23 protein-coding genes, 3 tRNA genes and 1 pseudogene are annotated in these 22,827 nt (G+C 63.6%); 8 read left to right on the top strand and 19 right to left on the bottom strand.

Features of this window, described 5'->3' with window-relative positions; all coding sequences use genetic code 11:
• Positions 1–9: 9 nt before the first annotated feature.
• From nuoI to EDF58_RS03045, 11 genes are read right to left on the bottom strand one after another with little or no spacing between them, the layout of a single operon-like run.
• Positions 10–495, bottom strand: coding sequence for an NADH-quinone oxidoreductase subunit NuoI (nuoI, locus tag EDF58_RS03095; protein WP_132262574.1), 486 nt, complete (start codon positions 493–495; stop codon positions 10–12).
• Positions 492–1,538, bottom strand: a complete 1,047-nt coding sequence (gene nuoH, locus EDF58_RS03090; protein ID WP_132262572.1) for an NADH-quinone oxidoreductase subunit NuoH — start codon at positions 1,536–1,538, stop codon at positions 492–494. Before nuoH ends, nuoI begins: the two co-directional genes overlap by 4 nt.
• Positions 1,535–3,553, bottom strand: coding sequence for an NADH-quinone oxidoreductase subunit NuoG (nuoG, locus tag EDF58_RS03085; RefSeq protein ID WP_132262570.1), 2,019 nt, complete (start codon positions 3,551–3,553; stop codon positions 1,535–1,537). The genes nuoH and nuoG overlap by 4 nt, the downstream gene beginning before the upstream one ends.
• Complete coding sequence (nuoF, locus tag EDF58_RS03080; protein ID WP_132262569.1) at positions 3,553–4,854, bottom strand: NADH-quinone oxidoreductase subunit NuoF; 1,302 nt, start codon at positions 4,852–4,854, stop codon at positions 3,553–3,555. The genes nuoG and nuoF overlap by 1 nt, the downstream gene beginning before the upstream one ends.
• Complete coding sequence (locus EDF58_RS03075; protein ID WP_132262567.1) at positions 4,854–5,522, bottom strand: NAD(P)H-dependent oxidoreductase subunit E; 669 nt, start codon at positions 5,520–5,522, stop codon at positions 4,854–4,856. The genes nuoF and EDF58_RS03075 overlap by 1 nt, the downstream gene beginning before the upstream one ends.
• Entirely contained in the window at positions 5,515–5,715 is a 201-nt protein-coding gene (locus EDF58_RS03070) for a hypothetical protein (RefSeq protein WP_132262565.1), read from the bottom strand. Before EDF58_RS03070 ends, EDF58_RS03075 begins: the two co-directional genes overlap by 8 nt.
• A 13-nt stretch (positions 5,716–5,728) precedes the next feature.
• On the bottom strand, positions 5,729–6,079 hold the full coding sequence (locus EDF58_RS03065) for a nuclear transport factor 2 family protein (RefSeq protein WP_132262563.1): 351 nt from the start codon (positions 6,077–6,079) through the stop codon (positions 5,729–5,731).
• The gene (locus EDF58_RS03060; RefSeq protein WP_132262562.1) at positions 6,076–7,287 is read right to left on the bottom strand and encodes an NADH-quinone oxidoreductase subunit D; all 1,212 of its coding nucleotides are present in this window, start codon (positions 7,285–7,287) and stop codon (positions 6,076–6,078) included. Before EDF58_RS03060 ends, EDF58_RS03065 begins: the two co-directional genes overlap by 4 nt.
• Positions 7,284–8,033, bottom strand: a complete 750-nt coding sequence (locus tag EDF58_RS03055; RefSeq protein ID WP_132262560.1) for an NADH-quinone oxidoreductase subunit C — start codon at positions 8,031–8,033, stop codon at positions 7,284–7,286. Before EDF58_RS03055 ends, EDF58_RS03060 begins: the two co-directional genes overlap by 4 nt.
• Positions 8,034–8,040: 7 nt before the next feature.
• On the bottom strand, positions 8,041–8,610 hold the full coding sequence (locus tag EDF58_RS03050) for an NADH-quinone oxidoreductase subunit B (protein WP_132262559.1): 570 nt from the start codon (positions 8,608–8,610) through the stop codon (positions 8,041–8,043).
• On the bottom strand, positions 8,607–8,981 hold the full coding sequence (locus tag EDF58_RS03045; RefSeq protein WP_132262557.1) for an NADH-quinone oxidoreductase subunit A: 375 nt from the start codon (positions 8,979–8,981) through the stop codon (positions 8,607–8,609). Before EDF58_RS03045 ends, EDF58_RS03050 begins: the two co-directional genes overlap by 4 nt.
• Positions 8,982–9,417: 436 nt before the next feature.
• Here EDF58_RS03045 and EDF58_RS03040 point away from each other — a divergent pair, with 436 nt between their 5' ends.
• The gene (locus EDF58_RS03040; protein ID WP_132262556.1) at positions 9,418–10,611 is read left to right on the top strand and encodes an acetyl-CoA C-acyltransferase; all 1,194 of its coding nucleotides are present in this window, start codon (positions 9,418–9,420) and stop codon (positions 10,609–10,611) included.
• Positions 10,612–10,690: 79 nt separating this feature from the next.
• Here the strand turns inward: EDF58_RS03040 and EDF58_RS03035 are convergent, their stop codons facing one another.
• The gene (locus EDF58_RS03035) at positions 10,691–11,158 is read right to left on the bottom strand and encodes an SH3 domain-containing protein (protein WP_243654054.1); all 468 of its coding nucleotides are present in this window, start codon (positions 11,156–11,158) and stop codon (positions 10,691–10,693) included.
• 466 nt (positions 11,159–11,624) lie between these two features.
• On the opposite strand from EDF58_RS03035, the gene EDF58_RS03030 reads away from it, so the two are divergent.
• Both EDF58_RS03030 and EDF58_RS03025 read left to right on the top strand, forming a co-directional pair.
• The gene (locus EDF58_RS03030; protein ID WP_132262552.1) at positions 11,625–12,926 is read left to right on the top strand and encodes an ammonium transporter; all 1,302 of its coding nucleotides are present in this window, start codon (positions 11,625–11,627) and stop codon (positions 12,924–12,926) included.
• Positions 12,926–13,393 (top strand): DUF805 domain-containing protein, encoded by a 468-nt coding sequence (locus EDF58_RS03025; RefSeq protein WP_132262550.1) that lies wholly within the window; start codon positions 12,926–12,928, stop codon positions 13,391–13,393. Before EDF58_RS03030 ends, EDF58_RS03025 begins: the two co-directional genes overlap by 1 nt.
• A 16-nt stretch (positions 13,394–13,409) precedes the next feature.
• Here EDF58_RS03025 and EDF58_RS03020 read toward each other — a convergent pair whose 3' ends face one another.
• The gene (locus EDF58_RS03020; RefSeq protein ID WP_132262548.1) at positions 13,410–14,609 is read right to left on the bottom strand and encodes a MaoC family dehydratase N-terminal domain-containing protein; all 1,200 of its coding nucleotides are present in this window, start codon (positions 14,607–14,609) and stop codon (positions 13,410–13,412) included.
• Positions 14,610–14,801: 192 nt separating this feature from the next.
• Here EDF58_RS03020 and EDF58_RS03015 point away from each other — a divergent pair, with 192 nt between their 5' ends.
• Complete coding sequence (locus tag EDF58_RS03015) at positions 14,802–15,752, top strand: nitronate monooxygenase family protein (RefSeq protein WP_132262546.1); 951 nt, start codon at positions 14,802–14,804, stop codon at positions 15,750–15,752.
• A 206-nt stretch (positions 15,753–15,958) separates the two neighbouring features.
• Here the strand turns inward: EDF58_RS03015 and EDF58_RS26610 are convergent.
• The 3 genes and pseudogenes from EDF58_RS26610 to EDF58_RS03000 all read right to left on the bottom strand — a co-directional run.
• Positions 15,959–16,285, bottom strand: a pseudogene (locus EDF58_RS26610) (AHH domain-containing protein); the annotation flags it as partial.
• Between the two features lie 15 nt (positions 16,286–16,300).
• Positions 16,301–17,134, bottom strand: coding sequence for a hypothetical protein (locus EDF58_RS03005; protein ID WP_243654053.1), 834 nt, complete (start codon positions 17,132–17,134; stop codon positions 16,301–16,303).
• 100 nt (positions 17,135–17,234) lie between these two features.
• A complete protein-coding gene (locus tag EDF58_RS03000) occupies positions 17,235–17,708 on the bottom strand; it encodes an NAD(P)H-dependent oxidoreductase (RefSeq protein ID WP_243654052.1) in 474 nt (157 codons plus the stop codon).
• 70 nt (positions 17,709–17,778) lie between these two features.
• Between EDF58_RS03000 and recJ the strand changes: the two genes are divergently transcribed.
• The 4 genes from recJ to EDF58_RS02980 all read left to right on the top strand — a co-directional run bounded on the left by recJ (position 17,779) and on the right by EDF58_RS02980 (position 20,022).
• Complete coding sequence (recJ, locus tag EDF58_RS02995; protein ID WP_132262545.1) at positions 17,779–19,584, top strand: single-stranded-DNA-specific exonuclease RecJ; 1,806 nt, start codon at positions 17,779–17,781, stop codon at positions 19,582–19,584.
• A gap of 139 nt (positions 19,585–19,723) precedes the next feature.
• Positions 19,724–19,798, top strand: a tRNA-Glu gene (locus EDF58_RS02990).
• A 37-nt stretch (positions 19,799–19,835) separates the two neighbouring features.
• Positions 19,836–19,910, top strand: a tRNA-Glu gene (locus tag EDF58_RS02985).
• 37 nt (positions 19,911–19,947) lie between these two features.
• Positions 19,948–20,022 (top strand) — tRNA-Glu (locus EDF58_RS02980).
• Positions 20,023–20,075: 53 nt separating this feature from the next.
• Here EDF58_RS02980 and EDF58_RS02975 read toward each other — a convergent pair.
• The 3 genes from EDF58_RS02975 to EDF58_RS02965 all read right to left on the bottom strand — a co-directional run bounded on the left by EDF58_RS02975 (position 20,076) and on the right by EDF58_RS02965 (position 22,766).
• A complete protein-coding gene (locus tag EDF58_RS02975) occupies positions 20,076–20,795 on the bottom strand; it encodes an extensin family protein (protein WP_132262543.1) in 720 nt (239 codons plus the stop codon).
• Between the two features lie 43 nt (positions 20,796–20,838).
• Positions 20,839–21,036: a hypothetical protein gene (locus tag EDF58_RS02970; protein ID WP_132262541.1), complete on the bottom strand. Its 198-nt coding sequence runs from the start codon at positions 21,034–21,036 to the stop codon at positions 20,839–20,841.
• Positions 21,037–21,248: 212 nt separating this feature from the next.
• On the bottom strand, positions 21,249–22,766 hold the full coding sequence (locus EDF58_RS02965) for an amino acid permease (RefSeq protein ID WP_132262539.1): 1,518 nt from the start codon (positions 22,764–22,766) through the stop codon (positions 21,249–21,251).
• Between the last annotated feature and the right edge of the window lie 61 nt (positions 22,767–22,827).

Below are 22,827 nucleotides of genomic sequence, written 5' to 3'. Positions count from 1 at the left end.
CGCGGCCCCCTATCGGTACGGTGCGTCGGCTTCAAGGTTCGCGGCGATAGCACGCTCCCACTTGTCCCCGTTCGCCAGTAGCTTGGCCTTGTCGTAGAGCAGTTCTTCGCGCGTTTCGGTCGCGTATTCGAAGTTCGGCCCCTCGACGATGGCATCGACCGGGCAGGCTTCCTGGCAGAAACCGCAGTAGATGCACTTCGTCATGTCGATGTCGTAGCGCGTGGTGCGGCGCGAACCGTCGACACGCGGTGCGGCCTCGATCGTGATCGCCTGCGCCGGGCAGATCGCTTCGCAAAGCTTGCAGGCGATGCAGCGTTCCTCGCCGTTGGGATAACGACGAAGGGCGTGCTCGCCGCGGAAGCGGGGCGAAAGCGGGTTCTTCTCGAAGGGGTAGTTGATCGTCGCCTTGGGCTTGAAGAAGTACTTCAAGGTCAGCCAATGCGCCTTCACGAACTCCCAGAGCGTGAAGCTCTTTATGAGTTGTCCGACGGTCATGCGAAGTGTCCGGTAGCCATGAGGTAGCCGCTGACGATTACGACGAACAGCAGCGATACGGGCAGGAAGACCTTCCAGCCCAGACGCATCAACTGGTCATAGCGGTACCGGGGAACGGTGGCCTTGATCCAGCTGAACACGAAGAAGAAGAAGAAGACCTTGAGCAGGAACCAAACGAAGCCCGGCACGAGGTACAGAACGGGAATGTCGAGCGGCGGCAGCCATCCGCCCCAGAACAGCGTCGCGTTGAGCGCGCACATCAGGAGCACGTTGGCATATTCGCCCAGCCAGTAGGCAGCGAAAGCCATCGACGAATATTCGGTCTGGTAACCGGCGACGAGTTCCGATTCCGCTTCGGCAAGGTCGAAGGGTGCGCGCTGCGTTTCCGCAAGGCTCGAGATCAGGAACATCACCCACATCGGGAACAGCAGCGGGTTCGCGACGAAACCGTTGATGATGCCGAAGACGTGGCCCTTCTGCGCCCAGACGATGTCGTTCATGTTGAACGTGCCCGCCCAGAGAACGACGCAGATCAGGATGAAGCCGATCGAGACTTCATACGAGATCATCTGCGCCGAAGCGCGCATGGCCGAGAAGAACGGGTACTTCGAGTTCGAAGCCCAGCCCGCCATGATCGTACCGTAGACGCCCAGCGAACTGATCGCGAGGATGTAGAGCAGGCCGATGTTGATGTTGGCCAGGATCGCGCCCGAGTTGAACGGGATCACCGCCCAGGAGAGCAGCGCCAGCGTGAAGGTCACGATCGGCGCGATCAGGAACAGGCCCTTGTTCGCAGCCGAAGGAACGATGGTTTCCTGAAGGAAGACCTTCAGACCGTCCGCGAACGACTGGAGCAGACCGAACGGGCCGACCACGTTGGGACCGCGGCGCAGCGCCATGGCGGCCCAGATCTTGCGGTCGACGTAGATGATCATGGCGACGGCCAGCATCAGCGGCAGCGCGATGAGCAGGATGCCGCAGACGGTGGACACGAACCATGCCCACTCGAAGCTCATCCCGAGATTCTGGAAGAATGCGGTCATTCCGCGGCCTCCGCCAGGTCTTCACCGTGGAGCAGTTCGGCCGAGCAACGCTGCATGACCGCGCTCGCGCGGGCGATCGGGTTGGTCATGTAGAAGTCCTTGATCGGATAGGCGATCTGGCCGGCAGCGGAACCGCCACCGTTCGGCAGAACGCTCCCGTAGTCAGCAAGACCCTCGCTGCCAAGTGCAGGAACTTCCGCGATCATTGCGTTGCGCAGTTGATCGAAGCTGTCGAACCCGACCGAGACGCCGAAGGCGTCGGCAAGGGCGCGCAGGATGGTCCAGTCTTCCCGGGCGTCGCCCGGCGCGAACACGCCCTTGTCGGCCCACTGCACCCGGCCCTCGGTATTGACGTAAGTGCCTGCCTTCTCGGTGTAGGCCGAGGCCGGCAGGATCACGTCGGCCGCGTGGGCGCCCTTGTCGCCGTGGTGACCGATATAGACGATCATCGAACCGGCGAACTGGGTGAAGTCCACTTCATCGGCGCCGAGCGCGATCAGGACCTTGGGCTTGGCGGCGACGAGGTCGGCGATGCCGCCCTTCTGCGCGTAGCCGAGCATCAGGCCGCCCATGCGCGAGGCCGCCATGTGGAGGACGTTGAAGCCGTTCCACTTGGTGCCGTCTTCGAGATCGCGAACGAGGTTGAACTGGCCTGCCAGCGCAAGACCGGCTTCCAAACCGCCGCGGCCGAGCGCCGCACCGCCGAGGATGACTGCCGGACGCTTGGCGTTCGACAGGGCATCGACGACGTTCTGCGGCAGATTGCCGAGAACCGAGAGGTCTTCGCCCAGGAACTGGCCGCCGAACGTGGTTTCCCACTCGGGACCGACCAGGAACACCTTGGCGCCGCGCTTCACCGCCTTTCGCAGGCGAACGTTGAGCAGCGGGGCTTCCCAACGCACGTTGCTGCCGGCGATCAGGATCGCGTCCGCCGTCTCGATGCCCGAGAAGGTGGAGTTGAAATTGACGGCGGCCAGATTGCCCGTCGCGTAGTCCATCTCGGTCTGGCGACCTTCGATGAGCGTCGAACCGAGCGCGCCGACCAGCTTCTTGGCGGCGAACATCGTTTCGCAATCGACCATGTCGCCAGCGACGGCGGCAATCGAGTTGCCCGGGTTCAGCGTGGCGATGGCGGCAAACGCCTCGTTCCAGCTGACCGCGACGAGCTTGCCGTCACGGCGCAGGAACGGCTTGTCGAGACGGCGCTTGGTAAGCCCGTCGACCATGTAGCGCGCCTTGTCGCTGATCCATTCCTCGTTGACGTCGTCGTTGTTACGAGGAAGCACACGCAGCACTTCGCGGCCGCGCGCATCGATACGGATGTTGGCGCCAGTGGCGTCAGACACGTCGATGCCCAGCGTCTTCTTAAGCTCCCAAGGGCGAGCCTCGAAGGCGTAGGGACGCGAGGTGAGCGCACCGACCGGGCAGAGGTCGATCACATTGGCCGACATCTCGTGCTTCGCAGCATGTTCGAGATAAGTCGTGATCTGCATGTTCTCGCCGCGATAGAGCGCGCCGATCTCGTCCACGCCGGCGATCTCTTCCGAGAAACGCACGCAGCGGGTGCAGTGAATGCAGCGCGTCATCTGGGTCTTGATGAGCGGGCCCATGTACTTTTCGGTGACCGCGCGCTTGTTCTCGTCATAGCGCGAAGCCCCGCGACCGTAGGCCACCGACTGGTCCTGAAGGTCGCACTCGCCGCCCTGATCGCAGATCGGGCAGTCGAGCGGGTGGTTGATGAGGAGGAACTCCATCACCCCTTCCCGCGCCTTCTTGACCATTTCGGAGTCCGTGCGGATCTCCTGGCCTTCGGTGGCCGGAAGCGCGCACGAAGCCTGGGGCTTGGGCGGTCCGGGCTTCACTTCGACCAGGCACATGCGGCAATTGCCGGCGATGCTCAGGCGTTCGTGATAGCAGAAGCGCGGGATTTCCTTGCCGGCAAGCTCGCAGGCCTGCAGCACGGTTGCGCCGTTGGGGACGTCGATCTCGACGCCATCGACTTTGACCTTGGGCATTACTCGGCAGCCTCGCGGACGTTATCGGCGATCCGGCGCTCAAGCTCCGGACGGAAGTGCTTGATCAGGCCCTGGATCGGCCATGCGGCCGCATCGCCCAGGGCGCAGATGGTGTGACCTTCGACCTGCTTGGTCACCTGCTGCAGCATGTCGATTTCTTCGACTTCCGCATCGCCGGTGCGCAGGCGCTCCATCACGCGCCACATCCAGCCCGTGCCTTCGCGGCAAGGGGTGCACTGGCCGCAGGACTCGTGCTTGTAGAAGTACGAGATGCGGCTGATGGCGCGGACGATGTCGGTGGACTTGTCCATGACGATGACGGCCGCGGTGCCGAGGCCCGAGCCGACCGCCTTCAGGCCGTCGAAGTCCATCGGCGCGTCCCAGATGTCGGCCGCCGGAACCAGGGGAACCGACGAACCGCCGGGGATCACCGCCAGCAGGTTGTCCTTGCCGCCGCGAATCCCGCCGCAGTGACGCTCGATCAGCTCGCTGAACGGGATCGACATCTCTTCCTCGACCACACAGGGACGGTTCACGTGCCCGCTGATCTGGAAGAGCTTGGTGCCCTTGTTGTTCTCACGGCCGAAGCTGGAGAACCAGGCGGCGCCGCGGCGCAGGATGGTCGGGGCGACGGCGATGGATTCGACGTTGTTGACCGTGGTCGGGCAGCCATAGAGACCTGCACCTGCCGGGAACGGCGGCTTCAGGCGAGGCTGGCCCTTCTTGCCTTCGAGGCTCTCGATCATCGCGGTTTCTTCGCCGCAGATGTAGGCGCCGGCGCCGCGATGGACGAAGACGTCGTAATCGTAGCCCGAACCGCAGGCGTTTTTACCCAGCAGACCGGCCGCGTAAGCCTCTTCACGCGCCGCGAACAGGGTCTCTGCTTCGCGGATATATTCGCCGCGAATGTAGATGTAGGCCGCGCGCGCACCCATGGCGAAGCCCGCGACGAGCGCGCCTTCGAACAGCAGGTGCGGATCATGGCGCATGATCTCGCGATCCTTGCACGAACCCGGTTCGGATTCGTCTGCGTTGATCACGAGGAAGCTGGGCTTCGGGTTGCCGGCCTGGTCGAGCGGCGGCTGCTTGGGCATGAAGGACCACTTCATGCCAGTCGGGAAGCCCGCACCGCCGCGACCGCGCAGGCCCGAAGCCTTCATCTCGTCGATGATGGCATCACGGCCGCGTTCGATCAGCGCCTTGGTGTTGTCCCAGGCGCCGCGCGCCTGCGCTTCCTTCAGGTTCCACGGCTGATAGCCGTAGAGGTTGGTGAAGATGCGGTCCTTGTCGGCGAGAGCCATTACCACTCACTCCGATAGTCATGATTGGACGTAGTCATCGCGGCCAGATTGGTCGGCTCACCCACCGGTTCCACCGTGTGACGGGCGGGATCCTGGGTGCCGGCCTTTGGCGTTTCACCACGCACCAGAGCATCGAGAACCGCGTTCAGGCGGTCCGACGTCAGGTCTTCGTAGTTGTCGTCGTTGATCTGGACCATCGGTGCCGAGGCGCAGTTGCCCATGCACTCGACCTCGGTGAACGACCACATGCCGTCGTCCGAAATGTGGCCCTTCTTCATCCCGCGCGACTTGCAGGTTTCCAGCAGGTCGTCCGACCCGCGCAGCATGCAAGGCGTGGTGCCGCAAACCTGGACGTGGAAACGGCCGATCGGCGCGATGTTGTACATGGTGTAGAACGACGCGACTTCGACCACGCGGATGACCGGCATGTCGAGATAGGCGGCGATATATTCCATCACCGGGATCGGCAGCCAGCCCTGCGTGTTCAGCTCGGCGCCGACCTGGCGCTGGGCGAGGTCGAGCAACGGCATCACCGCCGAGCGCTGGCGCCCTTCGGGATAGCGGGACACGACATCCTTCGCCTTTTCGGCGTTCTCGGCGGTCCAGATGAAATTGCCCCAACGGGCCCGAAGTTCGGGCGAGTCGGGTTCGATATAGCGGTCAGCCATGCTTACCCCTGCGCTTCAGCCACTGGTCCTGGCCGAAAAGAAACAATTCGAAACCGCCGATCGCGGTCACCAGCATCGGCAGCAGCGCCGTAGGCTGGAGGTCGAGATAGACGGCGGCAAAGTACCACAGCGCCAGCGAAACGCCGGTCACCGCGGCCCAGATGCGGGTCAATTCGAGCGTGTTGAACTTCATCGAACGAGCTCCCTCACCGGATGAATTCTACGCGCGAGCACTTGTCGCCCTCGAAGCTGTAGACAGCGAGGACATCGAAAGGCTCGACGAGATCGGAACCGTCCGTGGCCGGCCCGCGCGTGACGTGCTCGCGAAGGACGACGTAGTTGTCGGTCTCTTCGCGCGAAACGATCTCGGCCCGGTTTTCCGGCCATCTGGCGAAAGCCGTCTTGAGACCCGAGCGCGTACCTTCCCTGCCCTCACGAACGACTGCGCCGCGATAGTTCGCTTCGCAGGCTTCGTCGGTCATGTAGGTCACGTAGAGATCGGCGTCCTGCGCATTGTAGGCGGCGATCATGGCCTCTGCGATGGCGAGACGGCTCAACGGTCGCACTCCCCGAACACCACGTCGATGGCGCCGAGAATGGCGGTCGCGTCAGGCAGCATGTGGCCCTTCGACATGAAGTCCATCGCCTGGAGGTGCGAGAAGGCGGTGGGGCGGATCTTGCAGCGGTACGGCTTGTTGGAGCCGTCCGACACGAGATAGACACCGAATTCACCCTTCGGACTTTCCGTGGCGACATAGACTTCACCGGCCGGCACATGGAAGCCTTCGGTGTAGAGCTTGAAGTGATGGATCAGCGATTCCATCGACTGCTTCATCTCGCCGCGCTTGGGCGGAACGACCTTGCGGTCATCGGAAGCGATCGGGCCTTCCGGCATCTCTGCCAGGCACTGCTTCATGATGCGAGCCGACTGACGCACTTCCTCGACGCGGACCATGAAGCGGTCGTAGCAGTCCGAGTTGGTGCCGACAGGGATCTCGAAGTCCATGCGGTCATAGACATCGTAAGGCTGCGCCTTGCGGATATCCCAGGGAATGCCCGCGCCGCGGATCATCGGGCCGGAGAAGCCCCAGGCCAGCGCGTCTTCCTTGCTCACCAGCGCGATGTCGACATTGCGCTGCTTGAAGATGCGGTTGTCGACCACGAGGCTCATCGCGTCCTCGAACAGCGTCGGCAGGCGCGTGTCGAGCCAGTCGGCGATGTCGGTCAGCAGCTTGAGCGGCACGTCCTGGTGGACGCCGCCGGGGCGGAACCAGGCCGAGTGCATGCGGGCGCCCGATGCGCGTTCGAAGAAGTTGAGGCAGTCCTCGCGAATTTCGAACAGCCACAGGTTCGGGGTCATCGCACCCACGTCCATGACGTGCGAGCCGATGTTGAGCATGTGGTTGCAGATGCGGGTCAGCTCGGCGAACAGCACGCGCAGATACTGCGCGCGGATCGGCACTTCGAGGTTGAGCATCTTCTCGATCGCCAGGACATAGGAATGTTCCATGGCCAGCGGCGAGCAATAGTCCAGGCGGTCGAAATACGGCAGCGCCTGGAGGTAGGTCTTGTGCTCGATCAGCTTCTCGGTGCCGCGGTGCAGCAGGCCGACGTGCGGGTCGATGCGCTCGATGATCTCGCCATCGAGTTCCATGACCATGCGCAGAACGCCGTGGGCCGCAGGGTGCTGCGGACCGAAGTTGATCGTGTAGTTGGTGATGACTTCATCGCCGGTGGTCGGCGACTGCTCGAGCTGGATGCTCACTTGTCGTCTCCCTTTTCGGACTTGTCGCCGGACGGCTGAGCGGCCTTGTCGTTCGCCTTGTCACCGGCGCCGGTATCGGCCTTCTTCTCGGTCGTCTTCGGTTCGGCCACGGGCGGCGGAGCCGGCTGCTGAGCGACCTTCTCGTCGCCGGGAAGCACGTATTCCGCGCCTTCCCAGGGGCTCATGAAGTCGAACTGGCGCAAGTCCTGGGCCAGCTTGACGGGCTCATAGACGACGCGCTTGTCCTCTTCGGAATAGCGCAGCTCGACATAGCCGGTCAGCGGGAAGTCCTTGCGGAACGGGTGCCCTTCGAAACCGTAGTCGGTCAGGATGCGGCGCAGGTCCGGGTTGCCGGCGAAGATCACGCCGTACATGTCGAACACTTCGCGCTCGAGCCAGCCCGCGTTGGGCCACAGCGTGGTCACGGTCGGCACCGGCGTGTTCTCGGCAGCCGAAACCTTCACCATGAGGCGATGGTTCTTCGTCACCGAAAGCAGCATGTAGACGACTTCGAAACGCTCGGCCCGCGACGGATAGTCGACGCCGGCCATTTCCATCAGCTGCTGGTATTCGTGATGGTCACGCAGCAGGCGAAGAACGTTCTCGATCTGGTCGCGTGCAACGGTGAGCACGACTTCGCCGTGCTCTTCCTTGGTAGCGACGACCACGTCGCCGAGCGCGACCGAAAGAGCCTCGATCACGCCGTCGTTCGAGGCGAACTTGGGGGCGGAATGCAGAACGGTCATCGTGCCCTTACCTCTCGAGCGTGCCGGCGCGGCGGATCTTGCGCTGCAACTGCATCACGCCGTAAAGCAGCGCCTCCGCGGTCGGAGGGCAGCCCGGCACGTAGATGTCGACCGGAACGATGCGGTCGCAGCCGCGCACGACGCTGTAGCTATAGTGATAGTAGCCGCCGCCGTTGGCGCACGAGCCCATCGAGATGACGTACTTCGGGTCCGACATCTGGTCGTAGACCTTGCGGAGTGCCGGGGCCATCTTGTTGCACAGCGTGCCGGCCACGATCATCACGTCCGACTGGCGCGGGGAAGCGCGCGGCGCGGCGCCGAAGCGCTCCATGTCGTAGCGGGGCATGTTGACGTGGATCATCTCGACCGCGCAGCAGGCGAGGCCGAACGTCATCCACCACAGCGAGCCGGTGCGGGCCCACTGGAAGAGTTCCTCGGTCGAAGTGACGAGGAAGCCCTTGTCGGACACTTCCTGGTTGAGGTCCTTGAAAAAGGACTGATCGGGCGGCGTGATCGCGCCACCCTGGCTAGCGGCCGGAGCGAGAGGCTGACCGGCGGAATTGACGAGCGTGCTCATTCCCAGTCCAGAGCTCCCTTCTTCCATGCGTAGGCGAGGCCGATGGCCAGTTCGCCGAGGAACACCATCATCGTCAGCCATCCGGCCCAACCGGTCATCTTCAGCGAGACGGCCCAGGGGAACAGGAAAGCGGCTTCAAGGTCGAAGACGATAAAAAGGATCGCCACGAGATAGAAGCGGACGTCGAACTGGCTGCGCGGATCTTCGAAAGCGGGGAAGCCGCATTCGTACTCGCTGTTCTTGTCGGCGCTCGGGTTGTGGGTGCCGGTCAGACGGGCGACACCCATCGGCAGCAGCACGATCACCGACGAAAGCGCGAGTGCAATCGCGAGAAAGATCAGGATCGGCAGGTATTGTGACAGATCAGTCAATGGTTCTGGCCTCATACCGGATACGGCAGCCGGACTCATGCCAAAAGCAGTGCCCGGTCGTTGCGGGCGCTCTTAGGCCAGCCCCTCCCCCTCTGCAAGGTGTCCGAAGGGAATAAATGGCTGAACTCTGCGGTGTTGCAAGTCGTTCGCAACAAGCACTGGAGGCGACATGCTTCGTTACCGTGCCGCATCACGGCGAAACCCGCAGAAGCCGCGAGATTGGCCAATTTCAATGGCAAAGGCCCCCTTGGAGGCACCCATGCAAGTTTCTGCATCGGACTTGCGAAAATCGGCGCAATGGATGACCCCGAACCGCCACAGGGATGAAGCATGATCGTGCTTGTTCGAGCGGACTCGCCAATTGCAATTGGTGCAGTGCAACACTACGTCGTCTTCAAGGATACCTGATTTTCAACGCGTGAAAGGCATCATAATAATGGCCCAGATCTCGGCTTCGGACCCGATTGTCATTCTTTCCTACGCCCGCACCCCGATGGGTGGCCTCCAGGGCGCTCTCGCCGAAGTTTCGGCGACCGATCTCGGCGCAACCGCCGTCAAGGCTGCGGTGGAACGCGCAGGCGTTGCGGGTGAGGACATCGAACGCATCTACATGGGCTGCGTGCTGCCGGCCGGTCTCGGCCAGGCCCCTGCCCGCCAGGCCGCATTGAAGGCCGGCCTGCCGAAGTCGGTCCAGGCCACCACCGTGAACAAGGTCTGCGGCTCGGGCATGCAGACGGTCATCATGGGCGCGGAAGCGCTTGCCTCCGGTTCGCTCGACCTGCTGATCGCCGGCGGCATGGAATCGATGACCAATGCGCCGTATCTCTCGAAGAAGCACCGTTCGGGTGCCCGCGCCGGCCACGACACGCTTTACGACCACATGTTCCTCGACGGCCTGGAAGATGCCTACGAAGGCGGATCGATGGGCTCGTTCGCCCAGGTGACGGCTGACGAATACCAGCTCACACGTGAGAACCAGGACGATTACTCGATCGAATCGCTGCGCCGCGCGCAGGAGGCGATCAACAACGGATCGTTCAAGGACGAAGTCGTTCCGGTCACCGTGAAGACCCGCAAGGGCGACATCGTGATCGACAGCGACGAGCAGCCCCCCAAGGGCAACCCCGACAAGATCCGCACCTTGCGCGCTGCCTTCGCCAAGGACGGTACGATCACCGCCGCCAGCTCCAGCTCCATCTCGGACGGTGCAGCCGCAGTCGTCATGACCCGCGCCAGCGTTGCCGCGGAAAAGGGCCTGACGCCCGTAGCCACCGTCGTCGGCGTCGCTGCTCATGCACAGGAGCCTGCGAAGTTCACCACGGCACCGGTGGGCGCCATCACCAAGCTGATGGAAAAGGTGGGCTGGCAGCTCTCGGACGTCGACCTGTTCGAAGTCAACGAGGCCTTCGCCTGCGTGGCCATGTTCGCGATGCACGACCTGGGCATCCCGCATGACAAGGTCAACATCCACGGCGGCGCCACCGCACTCGGCCACCCGATCGGCGCGTCGGGAACCCGCATCATCGTCACGCTCATCAGCGCCCTCAAGGACAAGGGCCTGAAGAAGGGCGTTGCGTCGCTCTGCATCGGCGGCGGCGAGGCGACGGCCGTGGCGATCGAACTGGCCTGACCGTTCTTATAGCATAAAAGAAACCCCCGTCCTTGCGGCGGGGGTTTTCTTTTATGCCCAGCTGTTTACCGGCCTCAGCTCAGGGCGCGCCCGCGCCCCAGAGCATCTCCTGCTCCACGAAACCCTTGTGCCCCTGGACATCGAAGGGGCACCATCCCTCCTTGCAGTCACCCAGCACGCCGACCACGCCCGATTCCATGCGCCAGAGCATGGGCGAAGCGGAACTGGGCGCCGCATGCATTTCGACCAGAGCCTTGCGCCCAGGGCCTTTCACCAGCGCGGAACGCTGGCGGGAGAGCAGGAGATCGCGCATCCAGCCTTTGGCGCCATCAGGGTCTTCCACGAGTCTCCACGGCCCTTCCCGCCGCAGCACTTTCACGGGCAAGTGGAGACGGCGATAGACCCAATCGATCTTGTAGGATTCACCCGGCCCCACGCGCAAGTTCGCGAGATCGGTATCCACCGAGGCCCAATAGGGCACTTTGTCGTCATCTGCCGCATGGGCAGCGCCGGCCAGGGTGCAGAGAGCGACTGCACAAGCGGCCAAAGCCGACTGTCGAACTTTTCGAGGAAACATGGTCATTTCATACCCTCTAGCCGCACAGGTCTTCAAGGTTTCTTACCCCAGCCCTGTGGACGGCCGGAAAGTGCGGAAGGCTTAAACTGTCGGATCGAAAACAGGTTGCCCGAGTTTGGATCACAAATGCCCTCGGGCGCTTGCAGCGGCAAATGACGATATGTTTTTATGTCGTTATTTCAATGATTAGCGAGGTAAATCTTAGGGGATTTACAAGATACCGCGGACATCCGATGCGCAACCGAGCCACGGCTTTCGGAATATTGCCCTGACGGTGATACCTCCGATCTTTCGCGAACGATCGAGACCCATCCGAACAAGCCCGAGTCGGCTTTGCGGGAAATCCCTCAGGTACAACCCCTTGTGTGCAGCCAATTTGCTGCTTTAGACCGATTTCCGGCGCGCGACGATCCAGGCACGCCGATGGGGACAATCGATGACGAAGCGCGGGCTCTTGCCCTTTCTCGCTCTGCTGGCAGCCATGCCGGTGGCCGCCATGGCGCAGGATAGCCGTACCGATTTCGCCAACAGCGGCGATACGGCCTGGATGATCGCAGCAGCCTGTCTGGTGCTTTTCGCCGGGCTCGGCCTTGCCCTCCACAATTCCAGCAGCGTGCGGTCGCGCAATGGGCTTTCGGTACTCATCCAGACCGCCGCGGTCTCGGCGGTGGTGACGTTGCTCTGGGGCCTGGTGGGATATACGCTTGCCTTCGGCGACATCACCGGCGGATGGATCGGTGGCGGCAATGCCTGGATGCTGATCGAGCTTGGCAACTTGCGGGGCGGAACCCGAACTGCCGAAAGCGCCTTCGCCCTGTTCCAGATCGCCGTGGCCGCGCTGGGGCCGGCTCTGATGATCGGAGCCTGGGCAGAACGTGCCCGCTTCGGCTGGGTAGTCACTTTCAGCGCGCTCTGGACTCTGGTCGTGCAGGCCCCGATTGCCCACTGGATCTGGGGAGGGGGCTGGCTCTCGCGAAATCTGGGTGTGCTGGACTGGGCCGGCGGTCTCGTGACCTTTACCAGCGCGGGTGTCTCTGCACTCGTCGTCGCCCTCCTCATGGGGCGCAGGCTGGGTTTTCCGGGTCAGTCGGGCAGACCGCAAAACCCGGCGCTCGCGCTCTCCGGCAGCGCGATCGTCTGGATCGGCGCTCTCGGTCTATGCGGGGGCTGGGCGGTTGCCGCCAATGACGACGCGGCGGCGGCGATGATCGCGGCCCACCTCGCCATCGCGGCCGCGGCCCTGACCTGGGCCGGCCTCGAGCGACTGTCCATCGGCCGGGTCACGGCCATTGGCCTGGGTAAAGGCGTCATAGCCGGCATGGCCGTCAGTGCACCCGCGGCAGGCTACATCTCACCTGGCGCCGCCATGCTTTTCGGCGTCCTCGGGGCGCTGACCGGGTTTCAGACGCGCCGCCTGATCCGCGACGCCCTCAACGTCGACGACACGCTGGATGTTTTCGCAGTGTCCGGGGCGTGCGGCATTCTGGGCTCCCTGCTGCTCGGAGTATTCCTTTCCCCGAGCCTCGGAGGCATCGGATATTTCGGCGACATGTCCATGAAAACGCAGCTTATTGCACAATTATATGCACTCGCCATCGTGATTTTCTGGTCGGGAATGGCGACAGCGATCGTTGCCCTCATGGCCTCCCTCCTCTTCCCGATGCGCGTGTCCGAAGACGCCGAACTGGCCGGCCTCGATCTTGCCAGCCACGGTCACGGCGGAGAGCCGTTGTCCTGATGAAGGACCATCCCCTTCACGCCATCGGGCGAACGCTTCGGCTGAGCCTTATCCCGACGGGACGCTCGCGGCGCAGCGAGGTGTGGATCTACCTGCTGTCTGCCGCGCTCATCGCGGCGCTCCTTTCCGGCCTCGTGTCCTGGGTCATGGAAGGCCCCGTCGCCTCGTGGATTGGCCTCGCACTGGTCCTTGTCTGCGTCCTGCCGGCGCCGGCGCTTGCGGTACGGCGCTTCCACGATATCGGCCTTAGCGGTTGGTGGACACTGGCCCTCATGATCGGCGCGCTGCGCCTGCTGCTGCTGGAGACCCTCCAGCGCAGTCTCGGATGGAACGCCAGGGCAATGGCCGAAAGCATCTTCCACTGGGTGGACTGGGCGATTCTGCCCGCTTTCGGCCTTGCTTACCTCGCGCTGCTGACCTGGCCGGGAACCCGCGGCGACAATCGTTTCGGGCCGCGGGTGACATAGCTAAACGGAAGCGTAATCAGCCGGGCCGCTTCGGCAAGGCAATCTCCGCCACGCCCGCGCACATGAGCGTGCCCTTCTGATTGGTCATCTTGTGCTTGACCTGCACCAGATGACGTCCCTCGTCATCGATCATCGTATCGACCACTTCGGCGGTCTGAATCGTCACATCTCCCGAAAGTGCCGGGCCCCGGTAATTGGCCGTGGAGTGCACCACCATGCCCCATTCCCCGGCCCAGCCCGCCAGATAGTCGGTAACCCACGCCCCCATCGAGGCGCCATATCCGTATGCCCGCGGCATGCCGATCTTGCGCGCATATTTCGGGAAGAGATGCCCACGCGACGGGCCGAAATAGGCACCATCCGTCAGTTCGGGATTGATCCGCTCCATGTGGGGATCGTTTTCATGCCCGGCCATCTCCGGTGTGAAGCCCAAGGCCGCAAGATCGAGTTCCCGGCGGTCGAGCGTCCCCCAAGTGGTGAACAGGAAGGAGCGCCATTCGGTCGTGAAGCTCGCGACCGTATGCGGGCCGAAGACGCGTTCGGGCAGATGGTCGCCCACTTTCACATCATCCCACCAGCGCTCCTTGTGGCCAAGTTCATGCAACATCTGAATCCATGCGAACTTGCGAGCTTCGAGCTTCTCCAGTTCGTCGTCCGACCATTCCGGTTCCTCGAACTCCGCCGTGTTGACGGTGTCGCCGCCGGCATGGGCGAGGTAGCGGATGGCGGTCGAGCGTTGCTTGGCGATCAGTTCGCCGTTCTGATTGCGGTAGAAGTTGTCTCCGCGCTGGAAGCAGGTCGGCCCGAAACCGGTGCTCTTGACGACGTAATCGAAGGGAATGCGTTCATTGGTCACGACATCGCCGCCGAAGATGCGCGGGCCATAATGCCAGAACTCATCGCCGCCGAAGAGCAGGTGCGAATTCGGTATGCAGCCGACGCAGGAAGGTGCCGTGCCGTGGCCGTCGTCCATGACGATAGGAAAGCTTTGCGGCGCGACCAGCTTTCCGTAGCGGCTTTCAGCGGCATAGGCCGGATCGAAATGAACGAGATTGGGATAATGCATGGCCTGGGCCCAGCGGCGGATGTCGTTGTTTCCCAAGGGCTCGCGGATGGGCGACGAATCGATCACTTTGCCGAGATACTGGTCGATGTCCGAGCAATCGAATTCTGCCACGGCCTGATCCGATCCCTGGCCTGACGCTTGATTAGACATAAGCGGTTCCCTCTCCTGGTGGCCGCCTCCGCAGCCTTCCTGATCGACACTGCTGTCTATTACGTTCAAAAGCCACAGTCCTCGGTCTCATATCCTCCCGGCGTTGCAGCGCTTGAACGGCATGACACGCCTCTCGACAGAGCATCGGCGCGGCACTATGCCGGTTTAATCGATCGCTTAAACGGACTGAACATGACCTTGCCCGCGTCCTTCGACAGCCTGCGCCTTCCCGTGATTGCCGCTCCCATGTTCATCGTTTCGACGCCCGAACTGGTCGTGGCGCAAGTTCGTTCGGGCATCGTCGGCAGCTTTCCGGCGCTCAATGCCCGTCCGGCCAGCCAGCTCGACGACTGGCTGTGTCAAATCAGCGAAGAAACAGAGGGTTATGACGCACCCTTTGCGGTCAACCTCATCGTCCACAAGAGCAACAACCGGCTGGAAGAGGACCTCAAAGTGCTGGAACGGCACAAGGTGCCTTTGGTCATCACCTCGCTTGGCGCCATTCCGGAGGTCAATGCGGCTGTCCATGGCTGGGGCGGCAAGGTCATGCATGACGTCATCGATAACCGTTTCGCCCGCAAGGCCGTAGAAAAGGGCGCGGACGGGCTGATCGCGGTAGCGACCGGCGCAGGAGGGCATGCCGGCCCGCAGTCTCCTTTTGCCCTGATGCAGGAAATCCGCGCCTGGTTCGATGGCCCCCTGGCGCTGTCCGGTGCGATCGCTTGCGGCCGCTCCATTCTCGCGGCCCAGGCGATGGGCGCCGACTTCGCCTATATCGGCACGCCCTTCATCGCGACCCGCGAAGCCAACGCCGCTGAGGCGTACAAGCAGGCCATCGTCGACGGCAACGCGGACGATATCGTTTATTCCAGCCTCTTCACCGGAGTCCACGGCAACTACCTTCGCGCATCCATCAAGGCTGCCGGGCTCGATCCGGACAACTTGCCGGAAGGCGACAAGAGCCAGATGGACTTCGGCTCCGGAAGAAACACGGCAGCGAAGGCCTGGAAGGATATCTGGGGGTCCGGCCAGGGCATCGGCGCTATCTCCAACGTCGAATCGGTAGCGGAGCGGGTCGCCGAGTTCGAATCGCAGTACCGGGCTGCCGGCGAGGAATTGCGCAGCCGCTCCGGCATGGGCTGAACGGTCGAAGGAAACGCAGCGGGCTGCAGTGCCTGTTCGGTTCCCGACCAAAGCGCCTCGACCAGGCTGTCCAGCTCAAGGAAATCGGATTCCGCCCTGAGCGGATCGTTGCGATTGAGCAGCGGCCGAAGCGTCGATTGCCCGAGCAATAGTCGCCGCAAGGCGCGTTGCAGCAGTTCGATCCGCCAGCGCGCCACTTCCGTCGCGCGATCCGACTCCCGCGTCCGATCGCGCGACCATCGAGCCTCGATCTGGCCCAGACGCTCGCAGACAAGCTGTGTGTAACGGCGATGAGGTCCCCGATGAAGGGGCAGCCCCAGTCGCATTCCAGCCAGTTCAGAACAGGGAAGCAAAAGTCCGTTGCGACGGAAGTCCTCGAAACAGGTCCGCACGCCGCCGAGCGCCATGAGAAAGGGCTGAAAGCCCGGTCTGCGGGCTAGTTGCAGCGGGAGGAGGTGATGCCGTTGCAGCCCTTCGTCATGATCGGGCAGGCCCCGCCGGTTGACGGAGCGAAACGAAAGATGCCGTCTCAGGGGTGCGGCTGAAAATCAAGCTGGCCGCCAGACCCAAAGCTGCCGTCCCCCCCGGGAAGGCTCCAGAAGCAGCCGCCCTTTCGGCGTATCGATCTCGCGCGGTTCGGTGATCGAGCCTTGGCGAACGAGGTAATCCACGATCCGGATCGCCAGCTTCAGCGTTTCCGAGGGCGGCTCGCCCGCAGCCCCCTCCAATTGCATCTCGCAGCCCGAAAAGCGCGACAACCCGCGCGTTGCGATGCTGCCATCCTCGCCTCGCAACAGCGCCGTCAGCCCGAGGGCGGGAAACGTACCGCCCGCAAGCCAATTCACCACGATTTGTGCGAAATAACGTGGCTCCATCACGGTTTGCGCCGATTGCCAGCCCACCGCAGCGACCGGCAGCTTCAGAGCGAGACTGGCAGCCAGTCCGGCCTGGGTCCGGATAACGGGCGGCAAGCCCGCACCGCCGGCGATATGTCGCCCGGGGAGAAGATGAATCGCCTCCAGTTCCGTCATAAGCGGCGCGCGGTCGAAGCCATGGATCTGCACCGTGTCGCCGCCGGCCGCAGCGTCTGCGGGTTCAAGGCCGGTCAGCTCGAAAGTCAGCCCGCTGGCGAGCAGTTCCAGCCACCCCTCGTCATCGGCAGGCCGATGGGTGACCCTGGCCATGATTTCCCCGTTCGAGGCATCCAGCAGAGCCGCGATCGCGGCTGCGGTCGGACGCTCCCCGGCTCGGAAAAAGAGCGAGACACCGTTGCCCGGCGCAGCGTGCGCCAACTCCATGTCCCCGGGTGCCGGATCGGCCGCGTGCGGATCGTGGTTCACACCATCATCCGGCGCGATCAGACAAGTCGTGCTCTGTTCCAAGATGCTCAGCTCGTTCGTTTTCAACTTGAACGATAAGGGCGCAGTTCAGAGCGAACGTCGAGTCTGTTTACTGACTGATGCAACCAAAACGGTTTCATCTTCAGAAGATACCGAGGTCCAATCCTTCCGCAAATGCGGATCCAAGGTTTCGACAGGCATCGAGGTCCACCTCCGAAACGGTCTTTTCCGCGCGGATCTCCTCCATCGTCTGGGCACCGAGATTGACGATCAGCGAGTCCGCCACGCGCTTGAGCCTCCAACCGGTCAGGATCCTGTCCATTTGCGAGAGCGCGCCGGCTCCGTCCGATCCGGCCGATATTGCCGTGGCGTAAGGGCGGCCTTCGACCCGGCCGAGCATGGGATAATAGCAGCGGTCGAACATTTCCTTCATCTGCCCCGTCATGCTTCCCAGGTTTTCCGGACAGACGAAAACGTAGCCCCTGGCGCCCAGCAGAATGGCTGGCATGGCCTCAGCCGCGGTGAGCAGCACGCCCTGTTCGCCCGCGCCCTGCGCGACGGCGGCCGCCATCGCCCGCGACGCGCCGGTGCGGCTGTGCCAGATTATCGCCAGCATCGAACCCTCTCCTCTTCCAATCGCCTCGCTGCCCTTTTCCCGGCTCGCCGCATAGTCTAGTCGGATCGCCATGGCTTCGCGACCTGTTACTTCCGTACTCGGCATCGATCGTTCGCTCACCGGCAAGGCCTGGCGCTGGCGAGGCGGCAACATGGACTTGTCCGAGGGCACTTCCGGCTATTCCGGCGGCGGGCTGGAGGACGACATCGTCACCCAGATCCTGCTGTCACGCGGCGTCCCGCGCGAGGATCTCGATCGACATCGGTCGCCTTCGCTGCGCTCTTTCCTGCCCGATCCCTCCGAATTCCGCGACATGGATGCCGCTGCCGAACGGCTGGCGCAAGCGGTGATGACGGGCGAGACCATGACCGTCTACGGCGATTACGACGTGGACGGCGCCACCAGCGCGGCGCTGCTGATTCTCCTGCTTCGCGGGCTGGGTCACGACGCCCGCTACTACATTCCCGATCGCCTGCTCGAAGGCTATGGCCCCAGCGGCGAGGCGCTCGTCCGCATTGCCGGTGAAGGTTCCAGCCTGATCGTCACGGTAGATTGCGGCGCCATGGCCCATGAGGCGCTGGAAATGGCGCACCAGGCCGGCGTCGACGTGATCGTGGTCGATCACCACAAGTGTGCGCCCGAGCTTCCCCGGGCAACCGCGCTGGTCAATCCCAACCGCCTCGACGAGAGCGAACTCGCGGCCGGACACGGGCATCTCGCCGCCGTTGGAGTCGCATTCCTGCTTGCCGTGGCCACGGTTCGCACCTTGCGCCGCCGCGGCTTCTTCGAGAAGCGCAGCGAGCCGGATCTCTTCGCCCTGCTCGACCTGGTGGCGCTCGGTACGGTGGCCGACGTGGCAGCCCTCCACGGGCTTAACCGCGCCCTCGTGGCCCAGGGCCTCAAGGTCATGGCCCGGCGCGACAACATCGGCATGGCCGCCCTGATCGACGCAAGCCGCCTGAGCCGGGCGCCGACGTGCTCCGACCTGGGCTTTGCCCTGGGCCCGCGCATCAATGCCGGCGGCCGCGTCGGCGAATCCACGCTGGGCGTACGCCTGCTGACGACCACCGATCCCGACGAGGCGCAGGACATCGCCGCCCAGCTCTCGCGCCTCAACGACGAGCGGCGCGGCATCGAGCAAGTGGTTCAGGAAGCCGCAGAGGCACAGATCGAGCGCCAGCATAACCGCGCCGTCATGGTTCTCTCCGGCGCCGGATGGCATCCGGGCGTCATCGGCATCGTCGCCGGGCGCATCAAGGAGAAGACGGGCAAGCCCACGCTCGTCATCGCCATGGATGCCGACGAGGCCGGAAATGGCAAAGGTTCCGGCCGCTCCATTCCCGGCGTCGACCTGGGTGCAGCCATCATCGCGGCCCGCCAGGCCGGTCTTCTGGTGGCGGGCGGAGGCCATGCCATGGCCGCGGGCCTCACCGTCTCCCCCGACAAGCTCGAGGCGCTCTCCGAGTGGCTCGACGCTCTGCTGGCCGCCGATGTGTCGCGAGCGAGCGCCAACCAATCGATGTTGCTGGATCTGGCGCTGGCGCCGCGTGGATTGACGCCTGAACTGGTGGAGAAACTGGAAAGCGCCGGCCCCTTCGGCATGGGCTGGCCGGGGCCGAGAGTGGCCGTGGGACCCGTGCACGTCATCAAGGCCGACACGGTCGGCGCCGACCACGTTCGCCTGATCGTCGGTGGGCAGGACGGCGGCCGGTTCAAGGCCATGGCCTTCCGTTCGGCGGAAACCGAGATGGGGCAGGCCCTCCTACACGCGTCACAAGGGCGCCGCCTCTGGCTGGCGGGACGTGCCAAGATCGACGACTGGGGCAGCCGTCCGCAGGCCGAACTGCACATTGACGACGCGGCCTTCGTCGGCTGAATTGCGCAACGCCCTTCCCCCGCAAAGCCGCCGCTTCGCCGGCTTGTCATAGAGAGTTCAAATTATTCGCGATGAGGGGGTTGACCCCCCTCCGGACCCCCGCTAGAGGGCCGGTCCTGCCTCCGGCGCAACACCGATTGGCCCCTTCGTCTAGCGGTTAGGACGCGGCCCTTTCACGGCTGAAACACGGGTTCGATTCCCGTAGGGGTCACCATCTCGTTGGTGCGTCAAGGTGGATAAAATGGCTTCACGGCCCCTTCGTCTAGCGGTTAGGACGCGGCCCTTTCACGGCTGAAACACGGGTTCGATTCCCGTAGGGGTCACCATTTACATCCGCCTTCCAGCGGCACATGCTGGCCATATGGCCCCTTCGTCTAGCGGTTAGGACGCGGCCCTCTCACGGCTGAAACACGGGTTCGATTCCCGTAGGGGTCACCAGCAGATTTCGGGCCAGGGCCCACTTCCCCTTTCTCTCCGACATTGCCGATATATCAGCGACATGCGCGCCAGCCAGCGGTTCTGTTGGCCTGATCGAGATGAAGATGATCCGCGTGGGCGGCGTTGTAGTCCGGCGAGAGCACCGTCGAAAACGCATTGCAGGCCGAATCGCGCACGGCGTGGAGAAAGGCCGCGGCTTCGACCGGACCCTTCCAGTCCTTGCGCACACTCAGCCGCCTGCCATCCGCCAGCACGAACCCGGAAATGTCGATGGCATTGCCGGTGGCGTGTTCGCTCCAGTTGCCCTTGGTGCCGTTGCCTATGCGGCGGCAGTTATACGTGCCGAGTTGCTCGATCCTGACCACCCTGCTGCCAAAGATCGCCTCCGCCTGCGGCTGGACGCCGTGTCGCAGCCACCAGGCCAGACCGGCATCGACGGCGCAAGTGGCCTCTGGGCGGGACGGAGAGAGCCGGATCTCGGCCGCTGCGGGGGCGGCCAGCACCTTGCGATCGTCGCGCCGGCAACTGTCGCTGCCAGTGGGCGCCAAGGCCGTCTTGTCGATACCACTGCGATCGAGAAAGGCCCGGCACAAGCCCCGGTCCGCGCGCAGGGCTGAGAGTTTTCGCGGGGTGGCCCAACCCGGTTGTTCCTCCAGGCTCAGGGGCGTCCAGGGGTCGTAGCCGGGATGTTCGCGCAGCCACGCCCGCCCGGCGAGCAGCAGGCAGGCCACCAGAAGCGCAGCGACGATGAAACGGTCGAATGGGAAGGACATCCCTCGCCCAACGCATGGGAGGGGCGCTTGCTCCGGCCGGGCCTCAGTCCATCAGGGCGAAGAGCGCCCAGGCCAGCGCCGTTGCACCGCAGAAGAGCGGCCAGGACCAGTAGAGTTCGTGGCCCTGGTAGAAGGTATGAGTGATCGCAAGCATGCCGCCGCGCGATCCCTGGGATCCGATGACGAGAGAAACGACCCAGGTGAGCAGGAACCCTGGAATCAACGCCTTGATGGCCGACATGGATGGTGTCCGGTTTTTGAATAAGCCTGTCGGGATTTTGGCAGCGACAGGTAAATTTCCTCCTACTGGGCGGCGTGGAGGTGCTGTGGACAATTCCGGTAAAACCGGTGCATCGGCGGTGGAGAATGGGCGGAAAACCTGTGTGATGCGCACAAAAAAGGGGAGCCGATCTGGCTCCCCTTTTTCATTTTTTCAGTTGCCGCGGCCTCCGCTCAGACCGGCGGCACCGGCTGGGGCGGCGCGTCGCTGTCGACCTCGTGGGTTTCGATCAGTCCGCGTCCGACATGGCTGCGCGAACGGCTGTAGCCGTAATAGACCAGAAGTCCGAGCATGGCCCAACCGACGAACAGCGCGATGGTCTGCACCGAGAGGCTGAAGAACAGGTAGATGCAGCCGATGATGGCCAGCGGCGCCGTCACCATGATGGCCGGGGTCCGGAACGGGCGCTTGCGTGCGCCGTCGGTCTTGCGCAGCACCATGACCGCGATCGAAACTGCTGCGAAGGCGAAGAGCGTGCCGGAGTTCGACACGTCTGCCAGCAGGCCGACCGGGAAGAAGGCTGCAAACAACGTGACGAACAGGCCGGTCAGCAGCGTGATGACGTGCGGCGTGTGGAAGCGCGGGTGCACCTTCGAGAAGAACTCGGGGAGCAGGCCGTCGCGGCTCATCACGAAGAAGATGCGGGTCTGGCCGAACATCATCATCAGGATGACCGAGGGCAACGCGATGATCGCGGCGGCGCCCACCAGCCAGCCCACGAAGGGATAGCCGACCTGGCGCAGGGTCCAGGCCAGCGCTTCCTTGGAGCAGACCACGGCATTTTCATGGATTGCCGCACAGGCTTGCGAAAGCTCGGGCGTTCCCGGCGAAAGCGCCTGGCCATTGGCGCCGAACACCGGCTGCGCGCCAACGGTACCGATCACGCCCGATGCCACCAGCATGTAGAAGATGGTGCAGATCGCGAGGCTGCCGATCAGGCCGATCGGCATGTTGCGTTGCGGGTTGGTGGTTTCCTCCGCGGCCGTCGAGACGGCGTCGAAGCCGACATAGGCGAAGAAGATCGAGGCTGCGGCGCTGGAAATGCCCGTGAAGCCAAGCGGCGCGAAAGGCGTGAAGTGACCCGAGCGGATGATCGGGATCGTCAAGGCCACGAACAGGGTAAGCGCCAGGATCTTGATGCCCACGAGCACCGCGTTGACCGTGGCGCTTTCCTTGGTGCCCTTGATGAGCAGCGCCGTCACCGCCGCCGCAATCAGCATCGCTGGCACGTTGATGATGCCGCCGTCGAACGGCCCCCGCACGAAATCGTATGGAATATGCATGCCGAAGCTGCTGTTGAGCCACCCGATGAAATAGCCCGACCAACCGACCGAAACGGCGCCGGCGGCAATGGCATATTCCAGAATGAGCGCCCAACCGACCATCCAGGCGACCAGTTCGCCCATCACGGCGTAGCTATAGGTATAGGCGGAGCCGGATACGGGCACCATGGCTGCCATCTCGGCGTAACAAAGCGCGGCCACACCGCAGACGAAGCCCGCGATGACGAACGAGAACATCATGCCCGGGCCGGCCTTCTGCGCGGCTTCCGCCGTCAGAACGAAAATGCCCGTGCCGATGACGGCGCCGATGCCAAGCATCGTCAGCTGGAACGCGCCCAGCGTCCTGTGAAGTGATTTCTTTTCCGCTGTCGCCAGAATGGCGTCGAGCGGCTTTACGCGTCCGAACATTGCGGTCGACCCCCGAATTTCTATATGCGCCGACGCTAGCGGGCTGCGGCGGCATGGCAAG

The organism is Novosphingobium sp. PhB57, from assembly GCF_004342985.1.
Lineage (GTDB): Bacteria > Pseudomonadota > Alphaproteobacteria > Sphingomonadales > Sphingomonadaceae > Novosphingobium.
The sequence above is the reverse complement of the archived record's forward strand: the minus strand, read 5'-3'. Positions and strand labels throughout refer to the sequence as shown.